This window comes from Pseudomonas piscis (assembly GCF_009380155.1).
GTDB lineage: Bacteria > Pseudomonadota > Gammaproteobacteria > Pseudomonadales > Pseudomonadaceae > Aquipseudomonas > Aquipseudomonas piscis.
Window position 1 is genome coordinate 907,482 of record NZ_WHUV01000001.1, and the last position, 24,978, is coordinate 932,459.

Consider the following 24,978-nt stretch of genomic DNA (forward strand, 5'->3'; position numbering starts at 1 on the left):
GGTGTGGATCAGGGCGACACCCGGGCGATGGTGTCGTCGCTGCGCAGGGTGAAGATCTCGTAGCCGGTCTCTGTCACCAGCAGGGTGTGTTCCCACTGCGCCGACAACTTGCGGTCCTTGGTGATGGCGGTCCAGCCGTCGCCCAGGACCTTGGTATCGGCCTTGCCCTGGTTGATCATCGGCTCGATGGTGAAGGTCATGCCGGCCTTGAGCTCCATGCCGGTGCCAGCGCGGCCGTAGTGCAGGATCTGCGGTTCTTCGTGGAACACCTTGCCAATGCCATGGCCGCAGAATTCACGGACCACCGAGAAGCCGTTCTTTTCGGCGTGCTTCTGGATCACTTCGCCGATATCGCCCAGGCGGCATCCCGGCTTCACCAGCTCGATGGCCTTGTACATGCATTCCTGGGTGATCTGCGACAGGCGCTCGGCCCAGACCGGCACGGCGCCGACGTGGAACATGCGGCTGGTATCGCCGTGGTAGCCGTCCTTGATGACGGTCACGTCGATGTTCAGGGTGTCGCCATTCTTCAACGGCTTGTCGTTGGGAATGCCGTGGCACACCACGTGGTTGATCGAGGTGCAGATGGACTTGGGGAAGCCCTTGTAGTTCAGCGGGGCCGGGATGGCGCCTTGCACGTTGACGATGTAGTCATGGCAGATGCGATCCAGTTCTTCGGTGGTGACACCGGGTTTGACATGCTCGGCAATCATTTCCAGCACTTCGGCGGCCAGTTTGCCGGCGACACGCATTTTTGCGATGTCCTCGGGGGTTTTGAGGGTGACGGTCATACAGGCTCTCTTGACGCTCAGGGGGAGCGATAAACACGGGATGGCCAGAAAACCGCGCTCGCCAGGCTTGGCCTGCGATAGGGCCGCGAGGTTTTCGGAAGCCGCAAAGGTGCGATTCTAACAGAGGCTCGGCGCAAATCCGCGGTTGTGCCGGTGCTTGCCTTTATCCAAGGGTGCATTCTGGACCGATTCCAGGGGCAGGGCAAAAAACCGCGCAGATCGGCGGATGTGAAACCGGGTTCCGTTTTTGCCCTTGCTGTGATATAAAATGCGCCGCTTTCCGGGGATGTCCCTGAAAAGCCCAAACCCACACACGTGTCGACACGATGACCTGGGTGCCCTCAGCTCAAGCTGTTGGTTGGTCATTGGGATACGTGGAGGCCTAACCCGACTTATTAAGGAACTATCATGTCCCAAGTCAACATGCGCGATATGCTGAAGGCCGGTGTGCACTTCGGTCACCAAACCCGTTACTGGAATCCGAAAATGGGCAAGTACATTTTCGGCGCGCGTAACAAGATCCACATCATCAACCTGGAAAAAACCCTGCCAATGTTCAACGAGGCTCTGACCTTCGTAGAGCGTCTGGCCCAGGGCAAGAACAAGATTCTGTTCGTCGGCACCAAGCGTTCCGCCGGCAAGATCGTTGCTGAAGAAGCAGCACGTTGCGGTTCGCCGTACGTCGATCACCGCTGGTTGGGCGGCATGCTGACCAACTACAAGACCATCCGTGCTTCCATCAAGCGTCTGCGTGACCTCGAAGTCCAGGCTGAAGACGGTACCTTCGCCAAGCTGACCAAGAAAGAGGCGCTGATGCGCACTCGCGATCTGGAAAAGCTGGATCGCTCCCTGGGTGGTATCAAGGACATGGGCGGTCTGCCTGACGCACTGTTCGTAATCGACGTTGACCACGAGCGCATCGCGATCACCGAAGCCAACAAGCTGGGCATCCCGGTCATCGGCGTTGTCGATACCAACAGCAGCCCGGAAGGCGTTGACTACATCATCCCAGGCAACGATGACGCCATTCGCGCCATCCAGCTGTACATGGGTTCGATGGCTGATGCCGTGATCCGTGGCCGCAACAACGTTGCTGGCGGCACCGAAGTGTTCGAAGAAGCTGCAGCACCGGCGGCTGAAGCCTGAGTAACTGACGCTTAGCGTTTACTCAGTACGCAAAAAGGGGGCTTGGCCCCCTTTTTGCCAACTCGAAAATCATTTCGTAGCGGGCCCCGACAGTTTCTGTAATGCGTGGCTGCTATGAAGTGGGTTCGGGGTAGTGCCCAAGAATTGAGCGCCCGTTCAGTCGGGTGGAATGGTTGATAACCTATCCAAGAGGATTTTGAAAATGGCAGAGATTACTGCAGCGCTGGTCAAAGAACTGCGCGAGCGTACCGGCGAAGGCATGATGGACTGCAAGAAGGCCCTGACCAAGGCCGGCGGCGACATCGAGAAAGCCATTGATGACATGCGTGCCTCCGGCGCGATCAAGGCTGCCAAGAAAGCTGGCAACGTTGCCGCTGAAGGCGCTATCGCCATCAAGGACGACGGTAAAGCCGCCGTTCTGCTGGAAGTGAACTCGCAGACCGACTTCCTGGCTCTGCAGGACGACTTCAAGGCGTTCGTTGCTGCCAGCGTGGAAAAAGCTTTCGCTGACAAGCTGACCGACGCAGCTCCGCTGATCGAAGCTCAAGAAGCTGACCGCCTGATCCTGGTTGGCAAGACTGGCGAAAACGTCAACATCCGTCGTCTGGCTCGCGTTGAAGGTGACGTGGTCGGTACTTACCTGCACGGTAACAAGATCGGTGTTGCGGTTGTCCTGAAAGGCGGTTCCGTAGAACTGGCCAAAGACATCGCCATGCACGTAGCTGCCAGCAACCCTGAGTTCCTGCTGCCATCGCAAGTTTCCGCCGAAGCCATCGAGCGCGAAAAAGGCGTCTTCCTGCAGCTGAACGAAGACAAGATGAAAGGCAAGCCAGCTGACATCGTTGAAAAAATGATTGCTGGTCGTATCAGCAAGTTCCTGGCCGAGGCCAGCCTGGTTGAGCAAGCTTTCGTCAAGGATCCAGAAGTCACCGTTGGTGCTCTGGCCAAGAAAGGCGGCGCTGAAATCGTTTCCTTCACTCGTTTCGCCGTAGGCGAAGGCATCGAGAAGAAAGAAGACAACTTCGCCGAAGAAGTTGCTGCACAACTGGCTGCTGCCAAGCAACAGTAAGACGGTTTTACAACTGTCGCCCGAAAGAGGCTGCCCGCTCACGCGCGCAGCCTCTTTTCAAATGGGTAGGGCAATTTTGTTGTCCGCTCCCGGAACCGGCTTACAAAGCCGTGTTCTGATGGCGCTGTGACAGCGTCAAGCTAGAGTGAACGCAAGCTGCAAACAGCTCGCAAAGAATTTTTAAATACGCCGCAGGAGAGATTCGCAATGGCTCAGCAGGGCAGTGGTTATCAAGCTCGCTATAAACGCATTCTACTCAAGCTTAGCGGCGAGGCCCTGATGGGCTCGGAAGAGTTCGGGATCGATCCCAAGGTGCTGGACCGCATGGCGCTGGAAGTCGGCCAACTGGTCGGTATCGGTGTCCAGGTGGGCTTGGTGATCGGTGGTGGCAACCTGTTCCGTGGCGCCGCCTTGAGTGCCGCCGGCATGGATCGGGTCACTGGCGACCACATGGGCATGCTGGCCACCGTGATGAACGGCCTGGCGATGCGTGACGCGCTGGAACGTGCCAATATCTCGGCCATCGTGATGTCGGCTATTTCCATGGTCGGCGTGACCGATCACTATGACCGTCGCAAGGCCATGCGCCACCTGAACTCCAAAGAGGTGGTGATCTTCGCGGCCGGTACCGGTAACCCGTTCTTCACTACCGACTCTGCAGCGTGCCTGCGGGCCATTGAGATCGACGCCGACGTCGTGCTCAAGGCGACCAAGGTCGATGGTGTTTACACTGCAGATCCGTTCAAGGACCCGCATGCCGAGAAGTTCGATCATCTGACCTACGATGAAGTGCTGGATCGCAAGCTGGGAGTGATGGACCTGACGGCTATCTGCCTGTGCCGCGACCACAAGATGCCGCTGCGGGTATTTAACATGAACAAGCCCGGCGCCCTGCTGAACATCGTGCATGGTGGCGCTGAAGGAACCCTGATCGAGGAAGGCGAACAATGATCAACGAAATCAAGAAAGACGCCCAGGAGCGCATGAAGAAGAGCCTGGAGTCCCTGGCCCATGCGTTCGGCCAGATCCGCACTGGCAAGGCGCACCCCAGCATCCTGGGCAGCGTGATGGTGCCTTACTACGGCGCCGACACTCCTTTGAGCGGCGTCGCCAACGTGACCGTGAAGGATTCCCAGACCCTGCAGGTCGTGCCGTTCGAGCGCAACATGCTGGGGGCCATCGACAAGGCCATCGGCAGCGCCGGCCTGAACCTCAACCCAACCAACCTGGGTGAGTTGCTGCTGATCAAGATGGCGCCGCTGACCGAGGAAACCCGCAAGGGCTTCACCAAGCAAGCGCGCGCCGCTGCCGAGGACGCACGGGTTGCGGTACGCAACATTCGTCGTGACGCCCTGGGCGAGCTGAAGAAGCTGTCCAAGGACAAGGCCATCAGTGAAGACGAGGAGCGCCGCGCCGGTGCCGAAATCGACAAGCTGATCAAGGAGTTCGAGGGCCAGATCGCCAAGGCGACCGAGGAAAAAGAAAAAGACCTGATGGCCGTATAAGGATCAGGACGTTTTCATGGAAAAGACCAAACAGCCTGTGCCGTCTTCAGTGCCACGCCATGTCGCGATCATCATGGACGGAAACAACCGCTGGGCAAAAAAACGCTTCATGCCGGGTGTGGCCGGGCATAAGGCGGGTGTTGATGCGGTACGTGCAGTCATCGAGGTGTGCGCCGAGGCCAAGGTCGAGGTTCTGACCCTGTTTGCCTTTTCCAGTGAAAACTGGCAGCGCCCGGCCGATGAAGTCAGCGCCTTGATGGACCTGTTCTTCAAGGCGCTGCGTCGTGAGGCCAAGCGCCTCAACGACAACAACATCAGCCTGCGGATCATTGGCGATCGTTCGCGTTTCCATCCCGAATTGCAGGCGGCGATGCGCGAGGCCGAAGCCATCACCGCCGGCAGCGATCGTTTCATCCTGCAGATCGCCGCCAACTACGGCGGCCAGTGGGATATCGCCCAGGCTGCCCAACGCCTGGCGCGTGAGGTGCAGGCCGGCCATTTGCGCCCCGACGACATCACTCCGGACTTGCTGCAGGCTTGCCTTGCCACCGGCGATTTGCCGTTGCCCGACCTGTGCATCCGCACCGGTGGCGAGCATCGCATCAGCAATTTCCTGCTGTGGCAGCTGGCTTATGCCGAGCTGTATTTCTCCGACCTGTTCTGGCCGGACTTCAAACACGATGCCATGCGCCATGCGCTGGCCGATTACGCATCTCGCCAGCGGCGCTTCGGTAAGACGAGCGAGCAGGTCGAGGATGGAGCCCGGGTTTAATGCTCAAACAACGAATCATTACTGCGTTGATCCTGCTACCGATCGCCTTGGGTGGGTTTTTCCTGCTCGAAGGCTCGAACTTCGCCCTGTTCATCGGCCTGGTGGTCGCACTGGGTGGTTGGGAGTGGGCGCGGCTGGCAGGGTTCAGTGCGCAGCCGGCGCGAATCGCCTATGCCGTGGCGGTGGCGGCACTGTTGTTCATGATGCACCTGGTTCCAGGTGTCGCTCCATGGATCCTGGGAGCTGCGGTGCTGTGGTGGGGCTTGGCGACATTCCTGGTGCTCACCTATCCGCGTAGCAGCGAACAATGGTCCGGGGCAGCCCCCAAGCTGTTGATCGGCTTGCTGATCCTGCTGCCGGCCTGGCAGGGCTTGGTGTTCATCAAGCAATTGCCGCTGGGCAATTGGCTGATCATGGCGGTGATGGTGTTGGTCTGGGGTGCGGATATCGGCGCCTATTTCTCGGGCCGGGCCTTTGGCAAGCGCAAGCTGGCACCCCAGGTCAGCCCTGGCAAGAGCTGGGAGGGCGTATATGGTGGCCTGGCCCTGAGCCTGGTTATCACCGCGGTGGTGGGGCTGGTTCGTGGCTGGGGTTTTGGCCAGATGGTCGTGGGCCTTCTGGGGGCGGCCATCGTAGTCTTCATCTCGGTGGTGGGCGACCTGACCGAAAGCATGTTCAAGCGCCAGGCCGGCATCAAGGACAGCAGTAACCTGCTGCCTGGCCATGGCGGCGTTCTGGACCGGATCGACAGCCTGACTGCAGCGATTCCAGTGTTCGCAGTGCTGCTGTGGATGACCGCATCGTGAGCGGCGTTCAGCAAATCACGGTCCTGGGAGCTACTGGCTCCATCGGCCTGAGTACCTTGGACGTCATCGCTCGCCACCCGGATCGCTACCAGGTATTCGCTCTCACCGGTTTCAGTCGCCTGGCCGAGTTGTTGGCCTTGTGCGTGCGCCATGTGCCGCGTTTTGCCGTGGTGCCGCAAGAGGCGGCCGCCAGGCGCTTGCAGGAAGATCTGCGGGCTGCCGGGTTGTCGACCCGCGTGCTGGTGGGGGAGCAGGGGTTGTGCGAAGTCGCCTCGGCTCCTGAGGTCGATGCGGTGATGGCGGCGATCGTCGGTGCGGCCGGCCTGCGTCCGACTTTGGCGGCGGTGCAGGCCGGCAAGAAGATTCTCCTGGCCAACAAGGAAGCGCTGGTGATGTCCGGTGCGTTGTTCATGGAGGCGGTGGGGCGTAGCGGTTCGGTGTTGCTGCCTATCGATAGCGAGCACAATGCGATTTTCCAGTGCATGCCGAGGGACTTCTCTCGTGGTCTCGGCCAGGTTGGGGTGCGACGCATCCTCTTGACCGCCTCGGGTGGCCCGTTCCGGCAGACGCCGCTGGCCGAGCTGGAAGATGTCTCGCCGGAGCAGGCTTGCGCTCATCCGAACTGGTCCATGGGGCGCAAGATCTCGGTCGACTCGGCGAGCATGATGAACAAGGGCCTGGAGCTCATCGAAGCTTGCTGGTTGTTCGATGCCAGGCCGGCGCAGGTCGAGGTGGTAGTGCACCCGCAAAGTGTGATCCACTCACTGGTGGACTACGTCGACGGCTCGGTGCTGGCGCAACTGGGGAACCCGGATATGCGTACCCCGATCGCCAACGCCCTGGCCTGGCCGGAGCGAATCGACTCCGGTGTGGCGCCACTTGACCTTTTCGCCATTGCCCGCCTGGACTTCCAGGCGCCCGATGAGCAGCGATTCCCATGCCTGCGCCTGGCTCGTCAGGCGGCCGAGGCAGGCGGCAGCGCCCCGGCGATGTTGAATGCGGCCAACGAAGTGGCGGTCTCGGCATTTCTCGAGCGGCGCATCCGCTACCTGGAGATCGCGAGTATCATCGACGAGGTTTTAAATCGTGAGCCGGTGGTTGCGGTCAACGAGCTGGATGCCGTATTCGCGGCGGATGCCCAGGCCCGGTTGCTGGCTGACCAATGGTTGCAGCGTAACGGGCGATAGGATTCGCGACCCGCGCGAGTGACGGCGAATAGGAATGCGGAGAAAGTAGATGAGCGCGCTCTATATGATTGTCGGCACCCTGGTAGCCCTGGGCGTGCTGGTCACCTTTCACGAATTCGGTCATTTCTGGGTCGCCCGCCGTTGTGGCGTCAAGGTGCTGCGCTTCTCCGTGGGTTTCGGCATGCCCCTGGTGCGCTGGCATGATCGCCATGGCACCGAGTTCGTGATCGCCGCCATTCCCCTGGGCGGTTACGTGAAGATGCTCGACGAGCGCGAGGGCGAGGTGGCGCTCGCGGAGCTCGATCAATCCTTCAATCGCAAGTCCGTTCGTCAGCGTATTGCCATAGTCGCGGCGGGCCCGATTGCCAACTTCCTCCTGGCCCTGGTGTTTTTCTGGGCCCTGGCGATGCTGGGCAGTCAGCAGGTGCGACCGGTCATCGGTGAAGTCGAGGCCGGTAGCATCGCCGCCAAGGCTGGACTGAGTTCGGGTCAGGAAATCATCGCCATCGACGGCGAGCCGACCACTGGCTGGGCGGCAGTGAACCTGCAATTGGTGCGCCGCCTGGGCGAAAGCGGCACGTTGCAGTTGCTGGTTCGTGAGCAAGGCGCCACAGCCGATTCGCCACGCCAGTTGGTGCTGGATAAATGGCTCAAGGGCGCCGATGAGCCCGATCCTATTCGTTCCCTGGGTATCCGCCCCTGGCGCCCGGCCTTGCCTCCGGTGCTGGCCGAACTCGATCCGAAAGGTCCGGCCCAGGCTGGCGGCCTGAAGACCGGTGATCGCCTGCTGGCTCTCGATGGCCAGGCGCTCGATGACTGGCAGCAGGTGGTCGACTGGGTGCGTGTGCATCCTGCGGCCAGGGTCGTCCTGCACGTCGAGCGTGATGGCGCCCGAATCGAGGTTCCCGTGACCCTGGCCAGCCGGGGTGACAGCAAGGCCCCGAGCGGTTACCTGGGGGCTGGTGTGAAGGCCGTCGACTGGCCGCCGCAAATGTTGCGCGAAGTCAGTTATGGCCCGCTGGAGGCGATTGGCGAAGGCGCCCGGCGCACTTGGACCATGAGCGTCCTGACCCTTGAATCACTGAAGAAAATGTTGTTCGGCGAGCTCTCGGTAAAAAACTTGAGCGGACCGATAACCATTGCTAAAGTGGCGGGCGCTTCTGCCCAGTCGGGCATTGCCGATTTCTTGAATTTCCTTGCTTATCTGAGTATTAGCCTGGGGGTTCTGAATTTGTTGCCCATCCCGGTACTGGATGGGGGGCATTTGTTGTTTTATCTGATCGAGTGGGTGCGTGGTCGCCCCTTGTCGGATCGGGTGCAAGGTTGGGGGATACAGATCGGTATCAGCTTGGTGGTCGGAGTCATGCTGCTTGCTCTGGTCAACGATCTGGGTCGTCTGTAACGCTTCGCTGAATTGCGAATCTGCCGCATTTTGCGGCAGTTTGTTTATTGCCAGTTGGAATAAGAAAGGACTTCATGAAACGTCTGCTGCTAACTGCGGTTCTCTCCGTATTGATGATCGCCGAAGTTCACGCCGAGTCCTTCACTATCTCCGATATTCGCGTCAACGGCCTCCAGCGCGTTTCCGCGGGTAGCGTCTTTGGTGCCTTGCCGTTGAACGTCGGCGAGCAGGCGGACGACCGTCGCCTGGTGGAATCCACTCGTGCGCTGTTCAAAACCGGTTTCTTTCAAGACATCCAGCTGGGGCGCGATGGCAACGTCCTGGTCATCACGGTAGTCGAGCGGCCTTCGGTTGCCAGCATCGAGATCGAAGGCAACAAGGCGATCTCCACCGACGACCTGATGAAGGGCCTCAAGCAGTCCGGCCTGGCCGAAGGCGAAATCTTCCAGCGTGCGACCCTCGAAGGGGTGCGTAACGAACTGCAACGTCAATATGTTGCTCAGGGTCGTTACTCGGCCACCGTCGAGACCGAAGTGGTTCCGCAGCCGCGTAACCGTGTCGGCCTGAAGGTGAAGATCAACGAAGGCACGGTCGCGGCCATCCAGCACATCAACGTGGTAGGCAATACGGTCTTCCCCGATGACGACCTGATCGGCCTGTTCGAGCTCAAGACCACCAACTGGCTGTCGTTCTTCAAGAACGATGACAAGTACGCCCGTGAAAAACTCTCCGGTGACCTGGAACGCCTGCGTTCCTACTACCTGGACCGCGGCTATATCAACATGGATATCGCTTCGACCCAGGTGTCCATCACTCCGGACAAGAAACACGTCTATATCACCGTCAACATCAACGAAGGCGAGAAGTACAGCGTTCGTGACGTCAAGCTCAGCGGCGACCTGAAGGTACCTGAAGACCAGGTCAAGGCACTGCTGCTGGTGGAGAAGGGCCAGGTGTTCTCGCGCAAGCTGATGACCACCACCTCCGAGCTGATCACCCGTCGCCTGGGTAACGATGGCTATACCTTCGCCAACGTCAACGGCGTGCCACAACCCCACGATGACGACCACACCGTCGACATCACCTTCGTGGTGGATCCAGGCAAGCGCGCCTACGTCAACCGCATCAACTTCCGTGGCAACACCAAGTCCGAGGACGAAGTACTGCGTCGCGAGATGCGCCAGATGGAAGGCGGTTGGGCATCGACCTACCTCATCGACCAGTCGAAGACTCGTCTCGAGCGCCTTGGCTTCTTCAAGGAAGTTAACGTCGAGACTCCGGCCGTGCCGGGTGTCGATGACCAGGTCGACGTCAACTACGCCGTAGAAGAGCAGGCTTCGGGTTCGATTACCGCCAGCGTTGGTTTCGCCCAGAGTGCGGGCCTGATCCTTGGTGGTTCGATCACCCAGAACAACTTCCTGGGTACCGGTAACAAGGTCAGCATCGGCCTGACCCGAAGCGAATACCAGAGCCGCTACAACTTCGGCTACGTGGACCCCTACTGGACCGCCGATGGCGTGAGCCTGGGCTACAACGCCTTCTATCGCACCACTGACTACAAGGACCTCGATGTCGATGTAGCCAGCTATGCGGTGGATAGCCTGGGTGCCGGTGTCAGCGTGGGTTACCCGATCAGCGAGACTTCGCGCCTGACCTTCGGCCTGACGGCCCAGCAGGACAAGATCAAGACCGGTCGCTACACCGTCGACGAAATCTTCGACTTCGTGAACAAGCAGGGCAAGAGCTACCTGAACTTCAAGGCCTCTGCCGGCTGGTCCGAGTCGACCCTGAACAAAGGTGTATTGGCGACCCGCGGTCACTCGCAAAGCCTGGTGCTGGAAACCACTACCCCGGGTAGCGACCTGTCGTTCTTCAAGCTCGACTACCGTGGCCAGTTGTTCACGCCGCTGACCGACAACTACACCATGCGTTTCCATACCGAGCTGGGTTATGGCGATGGCTTTGGCGATACCAAGGGCTTGCCGTTCTACGAGAACTACTATGCCGGTGGTTTCAACTCGGTTCGTGGTTTCAAGGACAGCACCCTGGGCCCACGCAGTACGCCTAGCCGTGGTGTGGGTGTGACCGGTAACGCTGGTACCGTTAGCGATCCGGATCAAGACCCGCTGCCATTCGGCGGTAACGTGTTGATCCAGGGCGGTGCGGAGTTGCTGTTCCCTCTGCCATTCGTCAAGGACCAGCGTTCCCTGCGCACATCCCTGTTCTGGGATGTGGGTAACGTCTTCAGCTCTCGTTGTGAAAAGACATCCAACACCATCGCGGCGTCGAACGTGAAGCCAGAGTGCAACGATGTCAGCTTAAGCAACCTGGCCAGTTCGGTGGGTGTCGGCGTGACGTGGGTAACTGCTCTGGGTCCATTGAGCTTCGCCCTGGCGATGCCGATCAAGAAACCGAATGACGCTGAAACCCAGGTGTTCCAATTCTCTCTCGGCCAGACTTTCTAACCGTCTGGCCCAAGACAACGACAATGGATTTTGTAGGAGTGCATCGTGCGTAAGTTGACTCAATTGGTTCTCCTGGCCTCCGTTCTGGTCGCGAGCCCGGCATTTGCCGAAATGAAAATCGCCGTCCTGAACTATCAGATGGCTCTGCTGGAGTCGGACGCGGCCAAGAAGTACGCCGTTGACGCCGAGAAAAAGTTCGGCCCGCAGCTGAACAAGCTCAAGACCCTGGAAAGCAGCGCCAAGGGTATCCAGGACCGCCTGGTTGCCGGTGGCGACAAGATGCAGCAAGGCGAGCGTGAGCGTCTGGAGCTCGAGTTCAAGCAGAAAGCTCGCGACTTCCAGTTCCAGTCCAAGGAGCTGAACGAAGCCAAGGCCGTGGCCGACCGCGAAATGCTCAAGCAGCTCAAGCCCAAGCTGGACAGCGCTGTTGAAGAGGTCATCAAGAAAGGTGGTTTCGACCTGGTCTTCGAGCGTGGCGCAGTGATCGATGTCAAACCTCAGTACGACATCACGCGCCAGGTTATCGAGCGCATGAATCAGCTGAAGTAAGCCATGACCGCAATTATGAAACTCGGCCAGTTGGCCGAGTTCCTCGGCGCCACCTTGCGTGGCAACGCGGAGAAGGAAATCACTGGGCTGGCCACCTTGCAGGAGGCTGGCCCAGCTCAGTTGAGCTTTTTGGCAAATCCCCAATATCGCAAGTACCTGGTCGATAGCCAGGCAGGTGCGGTGTTGTTGAAAGCCGCCGAAGCCGAAGCCTATGTCGGTGATGCACTGGTGGTGGCAGACCCTTACCTGTCCTATGCCCGTGTTTCCCACTTCTTCGATCCCAAGCCCAAGGCTCCGGCTGGTATCCATCCGTCCGCGGTAATCGCCGATGATGCCCAGGTCGACCCAACGGCCAGTATCGGCGCCTTTGCCGTGATCGAAAGCGGAGCCCGGATCGACGCCGGCGTAACCGTTGGCGCTCATTGCGTCATCGGTGCCCGTAGCGTGGTGGGCGAGGGTGGCTGGTTGGCACCACGGGTGACCCTGTACCACGACGTGCGCATCGGCAAGCGCGTGGTGATCCAGTCGGGTGCGGTGCTGGGCGGCGAAGGTTTCGGTTTCGCCAACTCGAAGGGCATCTGGAACAAGATCGCCCAGGTGGGCGGCGTGACTATCGGCGATGATGTGGAGATCGGTGTCAACACGGCCATCGACCGTGGAGCCCTGGCCGACACCATCATCGGCAACGGAGTGAAGCTCGACAACCAGATCCAGATCGCCCACAACGTCCAGGTCGGTGATCACACCGCGATGGCCGCTTGCGTTGGGATCTCCGGCAGCACCAAGATCGGCAAGCACTGCATGCTCGCCGGCGGTGTCGGCCTGGTGGGTCATATCGAGATTTGTGACAACGTTTTCCTCACCGGGATGACCATGGTGACCCACTCGATCACCGAGCCGGGTGCCTACTCTTCCGGTACTGCCATGCAACCGGCTGCCGAGTGGCGCAAAAGCGCGGCCCGCATCCGCCAGCTCGATGATCTCGCGCGGCGTTTGCGCCAGTTGGAAAAGCGCGTTGGGGACGTGACCCCCGGCGACAATGCTTCATCAGATGGCTGATACCATTTCCACATCAAGTGTGCACAGCCGCTAGACTGCCTGCTTCCTTGATTTGCTAGAGGGGCGTGCGTTGACCGCATGCTCCCAATCTTTACTACAGGCTTCCCCCCGAAATGATGGACATCAACGAGATTCGCGAATACTTGCCTCACCGTTACCCTTTCCTGCTGGTGGATCGGGTGGTGGATCTGGATGTCGAGGGCAAGTGCATTCGTGCCTACAAGAATGTCAGCATCAACGAGCCGTTCTTCAATGGCCACTTCCCTGCGCATCCGATCATGCCAGGCGTGCTGATCATCGAAGCCATGGCCCAGGCTGCGGGCATTCTGGGTTTCAAGATGCTCGACGTGAAGCCTGCCGACGGCACCCTTTACTACTTCGTCGGTTCCGACAAGCTGCGCTTCCGCCAGCCGGTGTTGCCGGGCGACCAACTGATCCTTGAAGCCAAGTTCATCAGTTGCAAGCGTCAGATCTGGAAGTTCGAGTGCCAGGCATCGGTCGACGGCAAGCCAGTGTGCTCCGCCGAGATCATCTGCGCGGAACGCAAACTATGAGTTTGATTGACCCTCGCGCAATCATCGATCCGACGGCCGTCCTGGCCGACGACGTTGAGGTTGGCCCGTGGTCGATCGTCGGCGCTGGTGTGGAAATCGGCGAGGGTACAGTGATCGGGCCCCATGTGATCCTCAAGGGCCCGACCCGGATCGGCAAGCACAACCGCATCTACCAGTTTTCCTCGGTAGGCGAAGACACGCCCGATCTGAAATACAAGGGTGAAGAAACCCGCCTGGTAATCGGCGATCACAACGTGATCCGCGAAGGCGTGACCATTCACCGTGGCACCATCCAGGACCGTTGCGAGACCACCCTGGGCGACCACAACCTGATCATGGCCTATGCCCACATCGGCCACGACAGTGTGATCGGCAACCATTGCATCCTGGTCAACAACACCGCGTTGGCCGGCCACGTGCATGTGGATGACTGGGCGATTCTTTCCGGTTTCACCCTGGTGCACCAGTACTGCCACATCGGCGCCCACAGCTTTTCCGGCATGGGTACCGCCATCGGCAAGGACGTCCCGGCGTTCGTCACCGTGTTCGGCAACCCTGCCGAAGCTCGTAGCATGAACTTCGAAGGCATGCGCCGTCGTGGTTTCAGCGATGATTCGATCCACGCCCTGCGTCGTGCCTACAAGGTGGTCTATCGCCAGGGGCTGACGGTAGACCAGGCCCTGGCCGAGTTGACCGAAGCCGCCGAGCAGTATCCCGAAGTTGCACTGTTTCGCGACTCGATCCAGTCTTCGACCCGCGGCATCACCCGCTAATCATGAGCACTCTGCGTATTGCGCTGGTGGCTGGCGAAGCCTCCGGCGATATTCTTGGCGCTGGTTTGATGCGCGCCCTCAAGGCCCAGCATCCGGCGGTGGAGTTCATCGGTGTCGGTGGGCCATTGATGGAGGCCGAGGGGCTGGTCTCCTACTTTCCCATGGAGCGCCTGGCGGTCATGGGGCTGGTCGAGGTTCTCGGGCGCCTGCGTGAGCTGCTGGCCCGACGCAAGAAACTGGTGCAGACCCTGATCGCCGAAAAGCCGGATGTATTCATCGGTATCGATGCCCCGGACTTCACCCTGAATATCGAGCTCAAGTTGCGCCAGGCCGGGATCAAGACCGTGCACTACGTCAGTCCATCGGTATGGGCCTGGCGCCAGAAGCGTGTGCTGAAGATCCGCGAAGGCTGCGACCTGATGCTGACCCTGTTTCCTTTCGAAGCCAGGTTCTACGAGGAAAAGGGCGTTCCGGTGAAGTTCGTCGGCCACTCCCTGGCCGATGCCATCCCCTTGCAAGCTGATCGAGCAGCGGCTCGCGCCGAACTCGGTTTGCCCGACGGCCCGCTGGTGGCGTTGATGCCAGGCAGTCGTGGCGGCGAAGTAGGACGCCTGGGCGGCCTGTTCCTGGATGCCGCCGAGTGCTTGCGGGCCATGCGCCCGGGTGTGCGTTTCATTCTGCCTTGCGCCAATGCCCAGCGGCGAGCCCAGGTGGAAGAGTTGCTGGTCGGTCGCGACCTGCCGCTGACCCTGCTCGATGGCCAGTCGCATAAAGCACTGGCGGCCTGCGACGCGGTATTGATCGCCTCGGGTACGGCGACCCTGGAAGCCCTGTTGTACAAGCGGCCGATGGTGGTGGCCTACCGCCTGGCGCCGCTGACGTTCTGGATTCTCAAGCGCATGGTCAAGAGTCCGTACATTTCCCTGCCCAACCTGTTGGCTCAGCGCTTGCTGGTGCCCGAGTTGCTGCAGGATGCTGCGACTGCCGAGGCCCTGGCCAAGACCCTGTCGCCGCTGATCGAGGGTGGCGAGGAGCAGACCAACGGTTTCGACCAGATCCATCGCACCTTGCGTCGCGACGCATCCAACCAGGCCGCTCGGGCGGTGCTGGAACTGATAGGTAAAGCCCAATGAGCAATTCCAAGAAGCAGATGGGCCTGGACTTCACCCTGGTGGCCGATGCTGGCGACCTGGTGGCGGGTGTCGATGAAGTCGGACGTGGCCCCCTGTGCGGTGCGGTGGTTACCGCTGCGGTGATTCTCGATCCGAACCGGCCGATTCTCGGCCTGAACGATTCCAAGAAACTCACCGAGGCCCGTCGCGAACAGCTGTTCGACGAGATCTGCGAGAAGGCCCTGAGCTGGTGCATCGCCCGGGCGGAAGTCGAGGAAATCGACGAGCTGAACATCTTGCACGCCACCATGCTGGCCATGCAGCGGGCGGTGGAAGGCTTGAGCGTGACCCCGAAGTTGGCGATGATCGATGGCAACCGCTGCCCCAAGTTGGCAGTGCCGGCCGAAGCGGTGGTCAAGGGCGATAGCAAGGTCCCGGCGATCGCTGCGGCGTCGATCCTGGCCAAGGTCAGCCGCGACCGCGAGATGGCCGCCTTCGAGCTCATCTATCCCGGTTACGGTATCGGCGGGCACAAGGGGTATCCGACTCCAGTCCACCTGGAAGCCCTGGCGCGCCTGGGCCCGACTCCGATCCACCGGCGCTCTTTCGCGCCGGTACGCCTGGCCTATGAAGCGCGTGAAGCGCTGGGCCTGGTTCAGTCTTGAGGCTGATGTTTTAACCAAGGCCCGGTACAATCCGGCTGCTTTAAAGCTCCACGAACGACGGCAATGGCCTGCCGGCAGTGGCGATGAACCACTATCGATGGTCGCCGCGCGCAGGCCTTGGCTGCCTTGCGCTGTAACGCCGAGTTCGAGTCTTTAAATCGCCCGATGTCCGGGCCTCGTTGTTTTCGCGCTATTTACAGGATCACTATGCCGGCTTCATTCGTTCACCTGCGCCTGCACACTGAATTTTCCCTGGTCGACGGTCTGGTGCGGATCAAACCGCTGGTCAAGGCCCTGACCGGCATGGGCATGCCGGCGGTAGCGGTTACCGACCAGAGCAACATGTGCTCCCTGGTCAAGTTCTACAAGACCAGCATGGGCGCCGGGATCAAGCCGATCTGCGGTGCCGACCTGTGGCTGGCGAACAAGGACGATGCGGACGGCCCCCTGAGTCGCATCAGCCTGCTGGCGATGAATGCCGTGGGCTATCGCAACCTCACCGAGCTGATCTCCCGTGGGTTTACCGAAGGCCAGCGCAACGGGCTGACCATCATCGAGCGCGATTGGGTGGTGCAGGCTGCCGAAGGCCTGATCATGCTCTCGGCGGCCAAGGAGGGCGAGATCGGCATGGCCCTGGTGGCGGGCGACCTTGCGGTGGCCGAGGCCCTGGCCCTGGAATGGATGGGAGTGTTCCCGGATCGCTTCTACCTGGAAGTCCAGCGTACCAATCGTCCCAACGACGAAGAGCAACTGCATGGTGCCGTGGCCCTGGCCGACAAGATCGGCGCGCCGTTGGTGGCGACCAACGATGTGCGCTTCATCAAGCAGGACGACTTCGAGGCCCACGAGACCCGGGTTTGCATCGGTGAAGGCCGTGCCCTGGACGATCCGCGCCGCTCGAAGAACTACAGCGACCAGCAGTACCTCAAGAGTGCCGAGGAGATGGCCGAGCTGTTCAGCGACCTGCCCGAGGCGCTGGAAAACACCGTGGAGATTGCCAAGCGCTGCAACATCACGGTCCAGCTGGGCAAGTACTTTCTCCCCGACTTCCCGACGCCCAACGGCATGGGCATCGATGATTACCTGCGCCATGTGTCCCACGAGGGGTTGGAAGAGCGCCTGGCGGTGCTTTGGCCCAAGGACACCACGCCCAACTATGAAGAGAAGCGCCAGCTCTATCTGGATCGCCTGAAGTTCGAGCTGGATATCATCATCCAGATGGGCTTCCCCGGTTACTTCCTGATCGTTATGGACTTCATCAAGTGGGCCAAGAACAACGATGTACCGGTGGGTCCGGGGCGGGGATCGGGTGCCGGTTCCCTGGTGGCCTATGTGCTGAAGATCACCGACCTCGACCCGCTGGCCTATGACCTGCTGTTCGAACGTTTCCTCAACCCCGAACGTATTTCCATGCCCGACTTCGACGTCGACTTCTGCATGGACGGCCGTGACCGGGTGATCGACTACGTGGCCGAGGCCTACGGGCGTAACGCGGTAAGCCAGATCATCACCTTCGGCACCATGGCCGCCAAGGCGGTGGTGCGCGACGTGGCGCGGGTGCAGGGCAAGTCCTACGGCCTGGCCGACCGCCTGTCGAAGATGATCCCCTTCGAGGTCGGCATGACCCTGGAGAAGGCCTACGAGCAGGAGGAGATGTTGCGCGACTTCCTCAAGACCGATGAGGATGGCCGCGAAATCTGGGACATGGCCTTGAGGCTCGAAGGGGTCACCCGCGGCACTGGCAAGCACGCCGGTGGCGTGGTGATCGCGCCGACCAAGCTCACCGACTTCTCGCCGATCGCCTGTGACGAAGAGGGCGGCGGCCTGGTGACTCAGTTCGACAAGGACGACGTCGAGGCGGCGGGCCTGGTGAAGTTCGACTTCCTCGGCCTGCGGACCCTGACCATCATCAAATGGGCGATGGAGACCATCAATCGCGAGCAGGCCAAGAGCAACCTGCCCGACGTCAACATCGACTTCATCCCGCTGGATGACAAGAAGACCTACGAGCTGTTGCAGAAGGCCGAGACCACGGCCGTGTTCCAGCTCGAATCCCGTGGCATGAAGGAGCTGATCAAGAAGCTCAAGCCCGACTGCCTGGAAGACCTCATCGCACTGGTGGCGCTGTTCCGTCCGGGCCCGCTGCAATCGGGCATGGTGGACGACTTCATCAACCGCAAGCACGGTCGTGCCGAACTGGCGTATCCGCATTCGGACTATCAGTACGAAGGCCTCAAGCCCGTGCTGGCGCCCACCTACGGCATCATCCTGTACCAGGAACAGGTGATGCAGATCGCCCAGGTCATGGCCGGCTACACCCTGGGTGGTGCGGATATGCTGCGCCGGGCCATGGGTAAGAAGAAACCCGAGGAGATGGCCAAGCAGCGTGGTGGTTTCATCGAGGGTTGCGTTGCCAACAACATCGACGCGGACCTGGCCGGTAACATCTTCGACCTGGTGGAAAAGTTCGCCGGTTACGGCTTCAACAAATCCCACTCGGCGGCCTATGGCCTGGTGTCCTACCAGACCGCCTGGCTCAAGACCCACTACCCGGCGCCTTTCATGGCTGCGGTACTGTCGGCGGATATGCACAACACCGACAAGGTGGTGGTGCTGATCGAGGAAGTACGCAGCATGAAGCTGCGTCTCGATGCGCCGGACGTGAACAGCTCCGACTTCAAGTTCACGGTCAACGACGATGGCCGCATCGTCTATGGCCTGGGGGCGATCAAGGGCGTGGGCGAAGGCCCGGTGGAAGCGATCGTCGAGGCCCGGGCCGAAGGTGGCCCGTTCAAGGACCTGTTCGACTTCTGCAGCCGGGTCGACCTCAAGCGCATCAACAAGCGCACCCTGGATGCGCTGATCCGCAGTGGTGCCCTGGACCGCCTGGGGCCTTACTTCCATGACGAGCTCAAGGCCTACCAGGCCAATATCGACCGCAACCGCGCCGTATTGCTGTCGGCCCTGGAAGAGGCGATCAAGGCGGCCGAACAGACCGCCCGGACCGCCGATAGCGGCCACGCCGACCTGTTCGGCGGGTTGTTCGTCGAAGAGGATGCGGACGTCTATGGCAACCACCGCAAGGCTCGTGAACTGACGCTCAAGGAACGCCTGCGGGGCGAGAAGGACACCCTGGGCCTGTACCTGACCGGCCACCCGATCGACGAGTACGAGGGCGAGATCCGTCGTTTCGCCCGCCAGCGCATCATCGACCTGAAGCCGGCGCGCGATACCCAGACCGTGGCCGGGATGATCATTGCCCTGCGGGTGATGAAGAACAAGAAGGGCGACAAGATGGGCTTCATCACCCTCGACGACCGCTCCGGGCGAATCGAGGCCTCGTTGTTCGCCGACTCCTTCATGGCTGCCCAGGCCTTGCTGCAGACCGACGCCATGGTGGTGGTGGAGGGCGAGGTCAGCAACGATGACTTCTCCGGCGGCCTGCGCCTGCGGGTCAAGCGGGTAATGAGCATGGAGGATGCGCGGACCAACCTGGCCGAAAGCCTGCGCCTGAAAGTCCACAGCGATGCGCTCAAGGGCGATCAGCTACGCTGGCTGGGCGATCTGCTCAAGCGCCACCGCGGCGCGTGCCCCATTTCCATGGAGTACAGTCGCGACGATGCCAAGACCCTGCTGCAGTTCGGCGAGGCCTGGCGCATCGATCCGGCGGACAGCTTGATTCAGGCCCTGCGTGACCAGTTCGGGAAAGACAACGTCTTCCTGCAATACCGTTGACGGTGAGGTGCCATCAGTGCGCCTCGTCGTTACTTGAATTTTTAATATCGACCTCATCGCGCCAGTCCCTTAAGGTAGGGCGCGAACAGACAACCGGCCGGCCCCAGCTTCACTGGATGTCGACCCCAGACGGACGCCTATGAACCCGAATTTTCTTGATTTCGAACAGCCGATCGCCGACCTGCAAGCCAAGATCGAAGAGTTGCGCTTGGTCGGTAATGACAATTCGCTGAATATCGGCGATGAGATCTCCCGCCTGCAGGACAAGAGCAAAACCTTGACCGAGGATATCTTCGGCAAGCTCACCAGCTGGCAGATCGCTCGTCTGGCGCGTCACCCGCGTCGTCCTTACACCCTGGACTACATCCAGCACATCTTCACCGAGTTCGACGAGCTGCATGGCGATCGCCACTTCTCCGATGACGCGGCGATCGTGGGCGGCGTTGCCCGCCTGGACGAGCAACCCGTGATGATCATCGGCCACCAGAAAGGCCGCGAAGTGCGCGAGAAGGTTCGCCGCAACTTCGGCATGCCGCGTCCGGAAGGCTACCGCAAGGCCTGTCGCCTGATGGAAATGGCCGAACGTTTCAAGATGCCGATCCTGACCTTCATCGATACCCCGGGCGCCTACCCGGGCATCGACGCTGAAGAGCGCAACCAGAGCGAAGCCATTGCCTGGAACCTGCGGGTCATGGCACGCCTGAAGACCCCGATCATCGCCACCGTGATCGGTGAGGGTGGTTCGGGCGGCGCCCTGGCCATTGGCGTGTGCGACCAGCTGAACATGCTGCAGTACTCCACCTACGCGGTGATCTCGCCGGAAGGTTGCGCCTCGATCCTGTGGAAAACCGCGGAAAAGGCCGCCGACGCCGCCGAAGCCATGGGTATCACCGCCGAGCGCCTCAAGGGCCTGGGGATCGTCGACAAAGTGATCGCCGAGCCGCTGGGCGGCGCCCACCGCGATCCGGCCGCCGCTTCCGCGCTGATCCGTGCCGAGCTCAGCTCGCAACTGGCGATGCTCAAGGAAATGGATAACGACACCCTGCTGGCCCGTCGTTATGACCGCCTGATGAGCTACGGTCTCTGACCGCCCGCCGCTCCGGCTTGCCGGAGCAGGCCTGCTCGCGAACCTGGCGCCGTCGATCGCTCCGATCACGGCGTCTTGTTCATTCTGGGGCAACCGCAAGGCCAGCTGATCGCTGCTGCAGGTCCTGAACGCATGACTCCTCTCGCCGACTCTTTGCTGCAAACCCTGGCTCCCTGGCGCCAGGCCAGCGCGTGGCGCGTGGCCTTCTCCGGGGGGCTGGACTCCACCGTCCTGCTGCACCTGCTTGCCAATCTGGCGCGCCAGCATTGCCTCCCGGCGCTTTCGGCGATTCACGTCCATCATGGCCTGCAACAGGCGGCGGATGCCTGGCCGCAGCACTGTCAGCAAGTCTGCGACGCCCTGGGCGTGCCGCTGCAGGTAGTCAGGGTCCAGGTGCCGGCTGGCGCCAGCCTCGAACGTGCCGCCCGGGACGCGCGCTACAGCACCTTCGAGCAATCGCTGGCGAGCGATGAGCTGTTGCTGCTGGCCCAGCATCGTGACGACCAGGCGGAAACCCTGCTGTTTCGCCTATTGCGCGGTGCCGGGGTGCGGGGTTTGGCGGCGATGCCCCGGTGCCGTCCCCTGGGGCGTGGGCATTTGCTACGGCCCTTGCTTGACGTGCCTCGCGCCGAGCTCGAGCGTTATGCCGCCGAGCATCGGCTGGACTGGGTCGATGACCCTTCCAACAGCGATCACCACTATTCGCGTAATTACCTGCGACATCAGGTCATGCCGGTGTTGCAGTCGCGCTGGCCCCAGGCCGCGGCCAGTCTCGCTCGCAGTGCCGCGCATCTTGGCGAGGCCCAGGGCTTGCTCGGCGAGCTGGCTTCGATGGATCTGCGCGCCGCCGAACAGGACCGGAACCCGCTCTGGCTGCCCTTGCCAACCCTGGCCTTGGCGCCCCTGCGAGAGTTATCCGCTGCGCGCCAGCGCAACGCCCTCAGCCATTGGTTGGCCAGGTTCACCCGCTTGCCGGACACCGATCACTGGGCGGGTTGGGAAACCCTGCGTGATGCCAAGGACGCAGCCCTGCCGATCTGGCGCCTGGCCGATGGCGAGCTGCATCGCGGGAGGACGAACCTGTGGTGGTTGTCCGGAGCCTGGCTGCGGCCGGTCGGGCAGGGGGCTGAGTGGCACGCTCCGCAGCAACCGCTGTGCTTGCCGGATAACGGCCATGTGGCTTTCAGCGGCTCGGTGCCCGATGGCCCGCTGAGCATCCGATATCGTCTTGGCGGCGAGGTGATGCACCTGGGCGATCGCGGCCATCGCGATCTCAAGCGGCTGTTGAACGAGGCCGGGGTGCCGGCTTTCGTCCGTGGCAGATTGCCGCTGCTGTATCGCCGGGAACAACTGTTGGCCGTGGCGAACCTGCCAATGGCCGGCACAAACGCCCGGGGCGCCTGGCAATTGCATTGGCGACCACCGACCAGCGATCAAGGTTTGAGCTGAAAGGGGCTTTCCGGTAGACTACGCTCCCTTCTTGATACAACTTCTGTGGATTCGCCTGAATTGCAGGAGTTGCCGATTACCAAGCAGTCTTTGCTGGGCGATTCCAAAAAATGTGTAGCGAGCAACGTACCGGTGTTTTTGCATCCGGTCTGTCACAACGCGGCGGTTTTTTTGAAACATGCACTGTGATTAATGCAGGTGATCGGGGGCTTCGGCCTTCCTTCGCTTTCCCCGGCGGCACTGACCGCTTTAACGCAGACTTCTAGGGTTTTTCATGACGCGCTACATATTCGTCACGGGCGGTGTTGTTTCTTCATTGGGGAAAGGCATTGCCTCGGCTTCATTGGCGGCCATCCTGGAGGCGCGGGGGCTCAAGGTCACCATGCTCAAGCTGGACCCGTACATCAACGTCGACCCGGGCACCATGAGCCCGTTCCAGCACGGTGAAGTATTCGTCACCCATGATGGCGCCGAGACCGACCTGGACCTGGGCCACTACGAGCGGTTCATCCGCACGACCATGACCCAGAACAACAACTTCACCACCGGTCGTGTCTACGAGCACGTGCTGCGCAAAGAGCGCCGTGGTGACTACCTGGGTGCCACCATCCAGGTGATCCCGCACATCACCGACGAAATCAAGCGCCGTATCATCAAGGGCGCCGGCGATGCCGACGTGGCCCTGGTCGAAATCGGCGGCACCGTGGGTGACATCGAATCGCAACCGTTCCTCGAGGCCATTCGCCAACTGCGCGTCGAGGTCGGCTCCAAGCGGGCGATGCTGATGCACCTGACCCTGGTTCCTTACATCGCCACCGCTGGCGAGACCAAGACCAAGCCGACCCAGCACTCGGTCAAGGAACTGCGCTCCATCGGCCTGCAGCCTGACGTGCTGATCTGCCGTTCCGACCATCCGGTGGACGCCTCGTCGCGTCGCAAGATCGCCCTGTTCACCAACGTTGAAGAGCGTGCGGTGATCTCCCTGGAAGACGTCGACACCATCTACAAGATCCCGGGTGTGCTGCATGCCCAGGGCCTGGACGATTTCGTCGTCGAGCGCTTCGGCCTGCAGTGCAGCAGCGCCGACCTGTCCGAGTGGGACAAGGTCGTGGACGCCAAGCTGAACCCCGAGAAAGAAGTCACCATCGCCATGGTCGGCAAATACATGGAGCTGCTGGACGCGTACAAGTCGCTGATCGAAGCGATGAGTCACGCCGGCATCCAGAACCGTACCAAGGTCAACCTGCGCTACATCGACTCCGAAGACATCGAGAACCAGGGCACCGGCCTGCTGGAAGGCGCCGACGCCATCCTGGTTCCAGGCGGTTTCGGCCTGCGCGGTGTGGAAGGCAAGATCACCGCGGTGCAATACGCCCGTGAGAACAAGGTCCCGTACCTGGGTATCTGCCTCGGCATGCAAGTGGCAGTCATCGAGTTCGCTCGTAACGTCATGGGCTGGAAAGACGCCAATTCCACTGAGTTCGATCGCACCAGCGGCCATCCGGTCGTGGGCCTGATCACCGAGTGGGCCGATTCCACCGGCGCGGTCGAGACTCGTACCGAAGCTTCGGACCTGGGCGGTACCATGCGCCTGGGCGCCCAGGATTGCCAGATCGTCGCGGGCTCCAAGGTCCACGACTGTTACGGCAGCGACGTGATCACCGAGCGTCACCGTCATCGCTACGAAGTGAACAACAACCTGCTGCCGCAACTGATGGAGGCCGGCCTGCTGGTGTCCGGTCGTTCCGAAGACGGCGCGCTGGTGGAAGTGGTCGAGAGCCAGGATCATCCATGGTTCGTGGCTTGCCAGTTCCACCCCGAGTTCACCTCCACTCCACGTGACGGTCACCCGCTGTTCAGCGGTTTCGTCAAGGCGGCACTGGCTCAACACCAGAAGAAGGCGTGAACCTGATGGCGCAGAAGATCATCCGCGTAGGCAACATCGAAATCGCCAACGACAAGCCGATGGTGCTGTTCGGCGGCATGAACGTGCTGGAAAGCCGCGACATGGCGCTGAAGGTCTGCGAAGAGTACGTGCGGGTTACCGAGAAGCTCGGTATCCCCTACGTGTTCAAGGCCAGCTTCGACAAGGCCAACCGTTCGTCGGTGACCTCGTACCGTGGTCCAGGCATGGAGGAAGGGCTGAAGATCTTCGAGGAGATCAAGCGGACCTTCAACGTGCCGGTGATCACTGACGTGCACGAGCCCTACCAGTGCGAACCGGTGGCCAAGGTATGCGACATCATCCAGCTGCCGGCCTTCCTGTCGCGCCAGACCGACCTGGTCGTGGCGATGGCCAAGACCGGCGCAGTGATCAACATCAAGAAAGCCCAGTTCCTCGCGCCCCAGGAAATGAAGCACATCCTGAACAAATGCGTGGAAGCCGGTAATGACCAGTTGATCCTCTGCGAGCGTGGTTCCAGCTTCGGCTACAACAACCTGGTAGTGGACATGCTCGGCTTCGGCATCATGAAGCAGTTCGAGTATCCGGTGTTCTTCGATGTGACCCACGCCCTGCAGATGCCGGGCGGCCGCGCCGACTCGGCCGGTGGTCGCCGCGCCCAGGTCACCGACCTGGCCAAGGCGGGCATGAGCCAGTCCCTGGCCGGCCTGTTCCTGGAAGCCCATCCTGATCCGGACAATGCCAAGTGCGACGGTCCTTGCGCACTGCGCCTGGACAAGCTCGAACCGTTCCTGTCCCAGCTCAAGGCCCTGGACGAACTGGTCAAGAGTTTTCCGACGGTAGAAACCGCGTAAGACCAGTTTCTCCGGTAAAGTACCGCACGATTATTGCTCGGGCCTTCGGGCCTGAGCCTTATCGTCTGCAAGACTGCCTGTTTTTCCCGCCTTGC

At 61.0% G+C, this 24,978-nt stretch carries 21 protein-coding genes; 20 read left to right on the plus strand and 1 reads right to left on the minus strand.

From position 1 onward, the window contains the following. Positions 1-8 precede the first annotated feature (8 nt). Positions 9-791 carry a type I methionyl aminopeptidase gene (gene map, locus GDH07_RS04190; RefSeq protein ID WP_152896751.1) on the minus strand — a complete coding sequence of 261 codons (783 nt, stop codon included), beginning with the start codon at positions 789-791 and terminating at the stop codon, positions 9-11. Between the two features lie 408 nt (positions 792-1,199). Between map and rpsB the strand changes: the two genes are divergently transcribed. The 20 genes from rpsB to kdsA all read left to right on the plus strand — a co-directional run bounded on the left by rpsB (position 1,200) and on the right by kdsA (position 24,883). Further along, complete coding sequence (gene rpsB / locus GDH07_RS04195; protein ID WP_011059524.1) at positions 1,200-1,937, plus strand: 30S ribosomal protein S2; 738 nt, start codon at positions 1,200-1,202, stop codon at positions 1,935-1,937. Positions 1,938-2,139: 202 nt separating this feature from the next. Further along, positions 2,140-3,006: a translation elongation factor Ts gene (gene tsf, locus GDH07_RS04200; protein ID WP_022642576.1), complete on the plus strand. Its 867-nt coding sequence runs from the start codon at positions 2,140-2,142 to the stop codon at positions 3,004-3,006. 207 nt (positions 3,007-3,213) lie between these two features. Beyond that, positions 3,214-3,957 carry a UMP kinase gene (pyrH, locus tag GDH07_RS04205; RefSeq protein WP_007924076.1) on the plus strand — a complete coding sequence of 248 codons (744 nt, stop codon included), beginning with the start codon at positions 3,214-3,216 and terminating at the stop codon, positions 3,955-3,957. Further along, positions 3,954-4,511 (plus strand): ribosome recycling factor, encoded by a 558-nt coding sequence (frr, locus tag GDH07_RS04210; RefSeq protein WP_022642578.1) that lies wholly within the window; start codon positions 3,954-3,956, stop codon positions 4,509-4,511. The genes pyrH and frr overlap by 4 nt, the downstream gene beginning before the upstream one ends. 16 nt (positions 4,512-4,527) lie before the next feature. Further along, complete coding sequence (gene uppS / locus GDH07_RS04215; RefSeq protein WP_053134475.1) at positions 4,528-5,283, plus strand: polyprenyl diphosphate synthase; 756 nt, start codon at positions 4,528-4,530, stop codon at positions 5,281-5,283. After that, positions 5,283-6,089 (plus strand): phosphatidate cytidylyltransferase, encoded by an 807-nt coding sequence (locus GDH07_RS04220; protein ID WP_022642580.1) that lies wholly within the window; start codon positions 5,283-5,285, stop codon positions 6,087-6,089. The genes uppS and GDH07_RS04220 overlap by 1 nt, the downstream gene beginning before the upstream one ends. Next, positions 6,086-7,276, plus strand: coding sequence for a 1-deoxy-D-xylulose-5-phosphate reductoisomerase (gene ispC / locus GDH07_RS04225; protein WP_022642581.1), 1,191 nt, complete (start codon positions 6,086-6,088; stop codon positions 7,274-7,276). The genes GDH07_RS04220 and ispC overlap by 4 nt, the downstream gene beginning before the upstream one ends. Before the next feature lie 49 nt (positions 7,277-7,325). Next, positions 7,326-8,678, plus strand: coding sequence for a sigma E protease regulator RseP (gene rseP, locus GDH07_RS04230; RefSeq protein WP_053134478.1), 1,353 nt, complete (start codon positions 7,326-7,328; stop codon positions 8,676-8,678). Between the two features lie 74 nt (positions 8,679-8,752). Then, complete coding sequence (gene bamA / locus GDH07_RS04235; RefSeq protein ID WP_152896752.1) at positions 8,753-11,143, plus strand: outer membrane protein assembly factor BamA; 2,391 nt, start codon at positions 8,753-8,755, stop codon at positions 11,141-11,143. A 45-nt stretch (positions 11,144-11,188) separates the two neighbouring features. Next, positions 11,189-11,692, plus strand: coding sequence for an OmpH/Skp family outer membrane protein (locus GDH07_RS04240; RefSeq protein WP_068580411.1), 504 nt, complete (start codon positions 11,189-11,191; stop codon positions 11,690-11,692). A gap of 3 nt (positions 11,693-11,695) precedes the next feature. Next, positions 11,696-12,751, plus strand: a complete 1,056-nt coding sequence (gene lpxD / locus GDH07_RS04245) for a UDP-3-O-(3-hydroxymyristoyl)glucosamine N-acyltransferase (protein ID WP_152896753.1) — start codon at positions 11,696-11,698, stop codon at positions 12,749-12,751. A gap of 113 nt (positions 12,752-12,864) precedes the next feature. Next, on the plus strand, positions 12,865-13,305 hold the full coding sequence (gene fabZ / locus GDH07_RS04250; protein WP_007924058.1) for a 3-hydroxyacyl-ACP dehydratase FabZ: 441 nt from the start codon (positions 12,865-12,867) through the stop codon (positions 13,303-13,305). Next, entirely contained in the window at positions 13,302-14,078 is a 777-nt protein-coding gene (gene lpxA, locus GDH07_RS04255; protein WP_053134480.1) for an acyl-ACP--UDP-N-acetylglucosamine O-acyltransferase, read from the plus strand. Before fabZ ends, lpxA begins: the two co-directional genes overlap by 4 nt. Positions 14,079-14,080: 2 nt before the next feature. Further along, complete coding sequence (lpxB, locus tag GDH07_RS04260) at positions 14,081-15,211, plus strand: lipid-A-disaccharide synthase (protein WP_152896754.1); 1,131 nt, start codon at positions 14,081-14,083, stop codon at positions 15,209-15,211. Next, positions 15,208-15,855, plus strand: a complete 648-nt coding sequence (rnhB, locus tag GDH07_RS04265; RefSeq protein WP_172681665.1) for a ribonuclease HII — start codon at positions 15,208-15,210, stop codon at positions 15,853-15,855. The genes lpxB and rnhB overlap by 4 nt, the downstream gene beginning before the upstream one ends. Positions 15,856-16,062: 207 nt before the next feature. Then, a complete protein-coding gene (gene dnaE, locus GDH07_RS04270; RefSeq protein ID WP_152896755.1) occupies positions 16,063-19,590 on the plus strand; it encodes a DNA polymerase III subunit alpha in 3,528 nt (1,175 codons plus the stop codon). Positions 19,591-19,729: 139 nt separating this feature from the next. Beyond that, positions 19,730-20,677, plus strand: a complete 948-nt coding sequence (locus GDH07_RS04275) for an acetyl-CoA carboxylase carboxyltransferase subunit alpha (RefSeq protein ID WP_022642588.1) — start codon at positions 19,730-19,732, stop codon at positions 20,675-20,677. A gap of 132 nt (positions 20,678-20,809) precedes the next feature. Next, on the plus strand, positions 20,810-22,126 hold the full coding sequence (tilS, locus tag GDH07_RS04280; protein WP_152896756.1) for a tRNA lysidine(34) synthetase TilS: 1,317 nt from the start codon (positions 20,810-20,812) through the stop codon (positions 22,124-22,126). A 274-nt stretch (positions 22,127-22,400) separates the two neighbouring features. Then, a complete protein-coding gene (pyrG, locus tag GDH07_RS04285; RefSeq protein ID WP_031320990.1) occupies positions 22,401-24,032 on the plus strand; it encodes a CTP synthase in 1,632 nt (543 codons plus the stop codon). 5 nt (positions 24,033-24,037) lie between these two features. Then, positions 24,038-24,883, plus strand: coding sequence for a 3-deoxy-8-phosphooctulonate synthase (gene kdsA / locus GDH07_RS04290; protein WP_031320992.1), 846 nt, complete (start codon positions 24,038-24,040; stop codon positions 24,881-24,883). The last annotated feature ends 95 nt before the right edge of the window (positions 24,884-24,978 follow it).